Here is a 7,778-nt window from a genome sequence, read left to right on the forward strand (position 1 = left end):
TGGCCGCAGAAAAGATGGAGCACGCCCCGTGTACGGAATGTTCTATGGGTATGTCCAATGATTACGTCATTGCCGCCCAAGAAGGAGCAACTTTTGTTCGCATAGGTACTGCATTAGTAGGGTCGGAAAGTGAGGCAAAATAATGAGCATTAAAAACAAATTCAAGAATTTCTTTTATCTGGAAGAATACGAAGAAGATGAACAGCAGCAACAACGCCAGCAGCCCCAGCAGCCCCAGCGCTACGAAAAACCGGAGCCCATCCAATCGGAAGTCCGGAAAGCGCCGAAAGATCGGAGACAAAAACCTGTGGAAACAACAACAGTATCAAACTTGGTAAGCTTGCAAAGCGCATCAAAATCTTCAAAAATGATTCTTGCCGAACCGCGAGTCTATGCGGAAGCACAGGACATTGCCGAGAATTTAAAGAACAAACGCGCAGTAGTCGTCAATTTGCAGCGGATTGAAAAAGATCAGGGTCTGCGCATCATCGATTTTCTTAGCGGCACTGTCTATGCCCTTGGAGGAGATATTCAGCGCATTGGAACGGATATTTTTCTCTGCGTGCCAGACACTGTCGAAGTGGATGGAGCTATTTCCGACTATTATTACGAAGATCAACAGTAAAAGAGGAGCATGAAAAATAAATGATTGCTATTGTAAACTTGCTATTAACCGCTATTAACATCTACTCATTTGTCTTGATTGCCAGCATTTTGATGAGCTGGCTGCCTAATGCCAAAGAATCGGCTTTCGGCCAAATGCTTTCAAAAGTCACCGACCCGTACCTGGACATTTTCAGAAAGATCATCCCGCCATTTGGCATGATTGATTTTTCTCCGATTGTAGCGATTTTCGCTTTGAACCTTGCCAGCCAAGGAATCGTTGTCCTATTCAATTATTTCAACTAAAGACCTCACATTAAGTGAGGTCTTTTTCTTCAATTAATTGATATAATTCGGTAAGTTTTTTAATCTTTTCATTGCGCTTTAGGCGGACGCTTTCCGCGGGCCTGGCTTCAGTCTCCTCGTCGCTAGAAAAAGAGCTGCTCCTGCATCGCTGCGCTAGCTTCGTCGCAAACGAGGTTCTTCAAACCTCGTTTCCTGCGGGGTTTTCAGCTCAGGTCGCTCTGTCGCTTTGCTCCATCACTGCTCCCGCAGGAGTCGCCGCCTTCCGCTTCATTCAAAGGTTTTTCTTAATAGAGAATCATTTTTTGAACAAAGAACACAAAAGATACACTTGCTACAGTTTCTTCCGAGTCTCCAAGCATGGAGCAAAACAGTCCTGACTCCCGAGGGCGCAGCGATGAAACGCACTTTCTGTCTCGAAGCTAGCGCAGCGATGCAACGGTCTTTCATTTCTCGAAGCTAGCGGAGCGATGCAGAGACAGAGACATGAGCATATGGGCTTGCGGGGCTGTTTTTCTGAATGTCGTCAAACTAATTAACTAGAAATCATTAAACAATATCAAAAAAAGAGAAAGGGGCGTTTATTATGGATTCTTTGTTTCAGCATTTCCGGAAAGATGAGCAGCAATTTATCGAACAAGTTTCGGGCTGGATGATTGATGTCGAAGACCGATATACTCCACGGCTCACGGATTTCCTGGATCCCCGGCAGCGTTTTATCGTCCAGTCGGTGATTGGCGCAAGTGATATTGGCGTGGCGGCATCCGGCCGCTTCGAGGATGCGGAACGGCAGCGCGTTTTGCTGTATCCGTCATATTACGAACTGCAGAAAGATGATTTTCAGATTACGGTTTTCGAAATCCGGTATCCGGTTAAATTCATTACCCTGAAACACCCCGACATCCTGGGATCCATGATGTCAATCGGCCTTGACCGCAATAAGTACGGTGATATTCGCATCGATGGACAGCGGATCCAAATTGCAGTGGCGGATGAAGTGAAGGCATATCTTCAAGCGAATTTCACGATGGCGGCGAAAGTCAAAGTCCAGCTTGAGGAAGTCACGAATGAGCTCGATTTCATCAAAGTGACAGAAGAATGGTCGGAAGAAAGCCATACGGTCAGTTCACTTCGGCTCGATACGGTCGTCAGCTCCATCTACAATATTTCGCGCCAGAAAGCAGCGGCGCTGATCAACGGCGGGAAAGTGAAAGTCAATTGGACTGTCCAGGAACAGCCGTCTTTTGAATTGAATGAATCCGATATCATTTCGTCGCGCGGATATGGGCGGATTAAAGTCGGGATGATCGAAGGGCGTACGAAAAAGGATAAAGTGCGTCTGCAGATTGGCAGATTGGACACAGCGAAATAGCAGCTGTTTTGAAAAAAAGTAAAATAATACTGATATTTACTGCCTTGGACTGTATAATGGGTAGTAACGCAGATTAGTTAAGGAGAGGTTCACACAATGCCATTATCCCCTTTGGATATACATAATAAAGAGTTCGGCCGAGGATTTCGCGGCTATCAGGAAGACGAAGTTAATGAATTCCTGGACCAAATCATCAAGGATTACGAAATGCTGATGCGCGAAAAGAAAGAGCTTGAAGATCGCCTGAAACAGACGGACGAGCGAGTCGGCCATTTCACAACGATTGAAACGACGCTTCAAAAGTCGATAGTTGTTGCACAGGAAGCCGCTGAGGAAGTGCGCCGCAATTCCCAAAAAGAAGCGAAGTTGATTGTACGGGAAGCAGAGAAAAATGCAGATCGCATTGTTAACGAATCATTGACGAAAGCCCGCCGTATCGCCATGGAAATCGATGAGCTGAAAAAGCAGTCGAAGGTTTTCCGCAACCGTTTCAGAATGCTGGTGGAAGCGCAGCTTGATCTGATCGATACGGATGACTGGGAAACATTAATGGAATACGATATCGACACGACGACGTTGGACAAACTTGAAGAGAAAAGAGAAGTCTACTAAGCTTGACGCTGGTAGTTCCAACTTTTATAATTAATAAATATAAAAAATGCGTAGACAGAGACAGTACCCAGTCCATATTCGACAAAGCGAGCCAGGGATAGTGTGAGCCTGGTGACAATGTTTTGGGGAACATCACTCTTGAGCAGAATCGGCGAATCACAGTAGCCGCTTCCGTTGAGCCACGATACGGCGATCGAGTGGCAGCTTCGGCTGCAACAAGGGTGGTACCGCGAGAGCTCCTCGTCCCTTTCCAGGGATGGGGGGCTCTTTATTATGTTCTTAGGAGGAATTACAGTGGAATACAAAGATACGTTATTGATGCCGAAAACAGATTTTCCGATGCGGGGCAATTTGCCGAACCGCGAACCTGAAATGCAGAAAAAATGGGAAGAAATGGATATCTATAAAAAAGTTCAAGACCGGACAAAAGGTCGTCCGTTCTTCATTCTGCATGACGGGCCGCCATATGCGAATGGCGATCTTCACATGGGCCATGCCCTGAACAAGGTGTTGAAAGATATGGTTGTCCGCTCTCGTTCGATGATGGGCTTTAATGCTCCTTACGTTCCAGGCTGGGATACGCACGGATTGCCGATCGAACAGGCTTTGACAAATAAAGGCGTAAACCGCAAGGAAATGTCGCTTGCTGAGTTCCGCAAGCTTTGTGAAGAATATGCTTATGAGCAAATCGACAACCAGCGTTCACAATTCAAGCGCATCGGTGTCCGCGGCGATTGGGAAAATCCGTATGTCACGTTAGCGCCTGCCTATGAAGCGCGGCAAATTGAAGTTTTCGGCAAAATGGCGAATAAAGGCTATATCTATAAAGGCCTGAAACCCGTTTACTGGTCCCCATCAAGCGAATCGTCGCTGGCTGAAGCTGAAATCGAATATCATGACAAGAAATCTCCTTCTATCTATGTGTCGTTCCCGGTAACTGACGGCAAAGGCGTATTGGCTGAAGGCACGAAACTGATCATCTGGACGACGACGCCATGGACGATTCCAGCAAACCTCGGCATTACGGTTCACGCGGAATTGGATTACGTGGAAGTTTCAGTAAACGGTTCATTATTCGTCATTGCTCGTGCTTTATTGGACGAAGTGGCGAAAGAATTGGAATGGGCGGATTATGAAGTGGTGCGTGAGCTTAAAGGTGCTGAACTGGAGCACATTTTGACGAAACACCCATTATACGACCGCACTTCTTTGGTCATGCTTGGCGAACACGTTACAACGGATTCCGGTACTGGCTGCGTACACACTGCGCCTGGACACGGGGAAGACGATTTCCTAGTCGGTAAAAAATACGGCTTGGACGTTCTATGCCCAGTTGATGAGCGCGGCGTCATGACTGCTGAAGCTCCTGGTTTTGAAGGCGAATTCTACGACAAAGCCAATAAAACAATCACCGAAGCATTGGACAATGCCGGTGCACTTGAGAAATTATCATTCATCACCCACTCGTACCCGCATGACTGGCGCACGAAGAAACCGGTTATCTACCGTGCTACGGCGCAATGGTTCGTATCAATCGATGCGTTCCGCGACCAAATCCTGAAAGCGATCAATGAAACAACATTCACACCAGCATGGGGCGAAACCCGTCTGTTCAATATGTTGCGTGACCGCGGCGACTGGAACATTTCACGCCAGCGTGTCTGGGGCGTGCCGATTCCGGTATTCTATGCGGAAAATGGCGATCCGATCATCACTGAAGAAACAATCGCGCATATCGCAGGCTTGTTCCGTGAACACGGATCGAATGTTTGGCTTGAGCGTTCTGTCGAGGAGCTATTGCCAGAAGGCTTTACGCATCCAAGCAGCCCGAATGGCAAATTCACGAAAGAGACGGACATCATGGACGTCTGGTTCGATTCCGGTTCATCGCATCAAGGGGTGTTGGTAGAACGGGAAGAACTGAACTATCCGGCAGACCTTTATTTGGAGGGATCTGACCAATACCGCGGCTGGTTCAACTCATCGCTGACGACAAGTGTCGCAATCAATGGCATTGCTCCATATAAAGGCATTTTGAGCCATGGCTTTACGCTTGACGGCAATGGACGTAAAATGAGCAAATCGCTCGGCAACGTTATTGTGCCTTCAAAAGTCATGAACCAAATGGGAGCGGACATCTTACGCATGTGGGTTGCTTCAGTCGATTACACGGCAGATGTGCGCGTTTCAGACGAAAACTTCAAGCAAGTTTCTGAGGTTTACCGCAAAATCCGCAACACGCTGAAATTCCTTCACGGGAACTTGGCTGATTTCAATGAACAAGAACACCGCGTTGCATTCGAAGACATGCGTGAAATGGACCAATACATGGCCATGAAATTGCAGAAAATGATCGAAGCAGTGCGCAAAGGCTATGAAACATATGAATTCTCATCCATCTATCACGCTTTGAACGGCTATTGCGCGAATGATTTGAGCTCGTTCTACCTCGACGTTGCGAAAGATGTCGTCTATATCGAAGCGGCTGACCATCCGCACCGCCGCGCAATGCAAACAGTGATGTTCGACTCGCTGATGGCGATTTTGAAATTGGCAACGCCAATCATCCCGCACACAACGGATGAAATGTGGGGCTACCTTGATTTCGTCACTGAAGAAAGCGTCCAGCTGGTTGACTTCCCGGAAGTGGATAAAAACCCGGCATTCGAAGACTTGGATGCAAAATGGACAAAATTCATGGACAAGCGCGACGATGTGCTAAAAGCGCTTGAAGAAGCGCGTGCAGCGAAAACAATCGGTAAATCGCTTGAAGCTAAAGTGACGGTTTACGGAAGCAGTGAACTTAGCGAGCTGCTATCATCAATCGATGAAAATCCAGCTCAATTGTTCATCGTCTCCCAATATGAATTCGGCGGTTCGCTGGAGCAAGCTCCAGAACACGCGTTGAAATTCGGGGACGCTGCAGTTGTTGTCGAAAAAGCACAAGGTGAGAAATGTGAACGCTGCTGGACGATTTCCCAGGAAATCGGCACAAGCGAAGCGCATCCGGCATTATGCCCGCGCTGTGCCAATGTAGTGGAAAAACAATTCGCTTAAGTAAAATAAAAAGGTCTGGAATGCCGGAGTCTCCGGTGTTCCAGACCTTTTTTCTGTTAAATAAGGTGAACTAAAGAAGTATCATATTAAAAATCGCTTCGGTCGCTCTGTGTGGAGCAAAGACGATTGTTTCTGTCGCTGTCTCTGCATCGCTGCGCTAGCTTCGGGACAAAGACATGGGCCTCGCTAGCTTCGTACCATGTCTTGCCCGCGGCAAGCGCAGCTGTTTTGCGGAATATCGAATATGAGTATTCATTGGTTCAAATTATATATTCGCAGCAGTTTCTGACTTGCAGAGCCGGATATTCTTTTGGTGCGGTTTGTGGTAAAATAGGATGACTGCTGAATTGACGGGGGAAACACATGTTTATTTATTATGCAATAGCTATACTGATCGTAGCCATCGACCAGTGGACCAAATGGCTCGTGTTGAAAAATATGGAACTGGGTGAACGCATTCCGGTCATCGACCCGTATCTGGGCTGGCTGTCGCACCGCAACCGAGGGGCGGCGTGGGGGATGCTGGAAGGCCAAATGTGGCTGTTTGCCATTATTACGGTCGGCGTAATCATCGGCATCATCTATTATTTCCACAAACATGCCAAAGGGCAGCCGCTGTTCCAATGGAGCTTGATGCTGATCCTGGGCGGCGCGATCGGTAATTTTATCGACCGTATGGCGAGAGGCGAAGTCGTCGATTTCGTGGATGTGCTCATTCCTGTCATCAATTATGATTTTCCGATTTTCAATGTAGCTGATGCAGCATTGACAGTTGGTGTAGTGCTAATGGTCATATTCGTTTTTTATGATGAAAAACAACAAAAGAAAAAGGTGTCTTAATGGAAATTGAAGATTTGACAATACAAATAACTGAAGAAATGGCCGGAGTCCGCATCGATAAAGCTGTATCATCGATCGACGAAGACTGGTCGCGCTCGCAAATTGCAAACTGGGTGAAAGATGGCGCAGTGAAAGTCAATGGCGAGACCGTTAAACCGAATTACAAAGTACGCCCGGAAGACATCATTGTCGTCACACCGCCTTCCTTGGAAGAGCTGGACGTTGTGCCGGAAGATTTGAATTTGGAGATCGTTTACGAAGACGCCGATGTGCTCGTCGTCAACAAACCGAAGGGCATGGTTGTGCACCCGGCTCCAGGCCACTCAAAAGGCACGCTGGTCAACGGCTTGATGTTCCAGATCAAAGATTTGTCCGGCATCAATGGAGTAGTCCGCCCAGGCATCGTCCACCGCATCGATAAAGATACATCCGGATTGCTGATGGTCGCTAAAAACGACGCATCGCATAATTCGCTTGTCGACCAATTGGTGAAGAAAACAGTAACGCGGAAATACGTCGCGCTTGTGCACGGCCACATTCCGCACGATAAAGGGACAATTGATGCACCGATTGGACGCGATACGAAAGATCGCCAAAAAATGGCGGTTATCGATAAAGGCAAACATGCCGTCACCCATTTCCGTGTATTAGAGCGTTTTGGCAACTACACATTGGTGGAATGCCGTTTGGAAACAGGGCGTACGCACCAAATTCGCGTCCATATGAAATACATCGGCTTCCCGCTGGTCGGCGATCCGAAATACGGACCGAAGAAAACAATCGATTTCGGCGGCCAGGCATTGCATGCTGAAGTCATCGGTTTCAATCATCCGAAAACAGGCGAATACCTGGAATTCTCAGCTGAGCCTCCGGCAGAATTCTCCGAGCTTTTGGAATCTCTCCGCGACAAGGATTGACAAAGCGGAACTTCCTGTTTTATACTGAGAAAAATCAATCGAATAAGCATCACCTTTAATATCAGTCCAGAGAG

At 47.4% G+C, this 7,778-nt stretch carries 7 protein-coding genes, 1 pseudogene and 1 other annotated feature; all 8 genes and pseudogenes read left to right on the top strand.

What is annotated here, in order from left to right; genetic code table 11:
• Positions 1 to 143 (top strand): annotated as a pseudogene (locus tag EGV91_RS17425) (YggS family pyridoxal phosphate-dependent enzyme); the annotation flags it as partial.
• Positions 143 to 625, top strand: a complete 483-nt coding sequence (locus EGV91_RS16085) for a cell division protein SepF (protein WP_135505509.1) — start codon at positions 143 to 145, stop codon at positions 623 to 625. The pseudogene EGV91_RS17425 and the gene EGV91_RS16085, both read left to right, overlap by 1 nt.
• 20 nt (positions 626 to 645) lie before the next feature.
• Positions 646 to 909 (top strand): YggT family protein, encoded by a 264-nt coding sequence (locus tag EGV91_RS16090; protein ID WP_135505510.1) that lies wholly within the window; start codon positions 646 to 648, stop codon positions 907 to 909.
• 583 nt (positions 910 to 1,492) lie between these two features.
• Positions 1,493 to 2,278 carry a YlmH family RNA-binding protein gene (locus EGV91_RS16095; protein WP_135505513.1) on the top strand — a complete coding sequence of 262 codons (786 nt, stop codon included), beginning with the start codon at positions 1,493 to 1,495 and terminating at the stop codon, positions 2,276 to 2,278.
• 96 nt (positions 2,279 to 2,374) lie between these two features.
• Positions 2,375 to 2,890, top strand: a complete 516-nt coding sequence (locus EGV91_RS16100; protein ID WP_135505515.1) for a DivIVA domain-containing protein — start codon at positions 2,375 to 2,377, stop codon at positions 2,888 to 2,890.
• A 42-nt stretch (positions 2,891 to 2,932) separates the two neighbouring features.
• Positions 2,933 to 3,141, top strand: a binding site (T-box leader).
• 43 nt (positions 3,142 to 3,184) lie between these two features.
• Entirely contained in the window at positions 3,185 to 5,947 is a 2,763-nt protein-coding gene (gene ileS, locus EGV91_RS16105) for an isoleucine--tRNA ligase (RefSeq protein WP_135505517.1), read from the top strand.
• 363 nt (positions 5,948 to 6,310) lie between these two features.
• Positions 6,311 to 6,787, top strand: coding sequence for a signal peptidase II (gene lspA, locus EGV91_RS16110; RefSeq protein ID WP_135505518.1), 477 nt, complete (start codon positions 6,311 to 6,313; stop codon positions 6,785 to 6,787).
• Positions 6,788 to 6,792: 5 nt separating this feature from the next.
• A complete protein-coding gene (locus EGV91_RS16115) occupies positions 6,793 to 7,704 on the top strand; it encodes an RluA family pseudouridine synthase (RefSeq protein WP_135505520.1) in 912 nt (303 codons plus the stop codon).
• Positions 7,705 to 7,778 lie beyond the last annotated feature (74 nt).

It is taken from the genome of Planococcus koreensis (assembly GCF_004761975.1).
Taxonomy (GTDB): domain Bacteria; phylum Bacillota; class Bacilli; order Bacillales_A; family Planococcaceae; genus Planococcus; species Planococcus koreensis.

Coding starts and splice junctions, on each gene's coding strand:
- EGV91_RS16100 (WP_135505515.1), top strand. CDS start 2,375: ATGCCATTATCCCCTTTGGATATACATAATAAAGAGTTCGGCCGAGGA.
- lspA (WP_135505518.1), top strand. CDS start 6,311: ATGTTTATTTATTATGCAATAGCTATACTGATCGTAGCCATCGACCAG.
- EGV91_RS16090 (WP_135505510.1), top strand. CDS start 646: ATGATTGCTATTGTAAACTTGCTATTAACCGCTATTAACATCTACTCA.
- EGV91_RS16085 (WP_135505509.1), top strand. CDS start 143: ATGAGCATTAAAAACAAATTCAAGAATTTCTTTTATCTGGAAGAATAC.
- EGV91_RS16095 (WP_135505513.1), top strand. CDS start 1,493: ATGGATTCTTTGTTTCAGCATTTCCGGAAAGATGAGCAGCAATTTATC.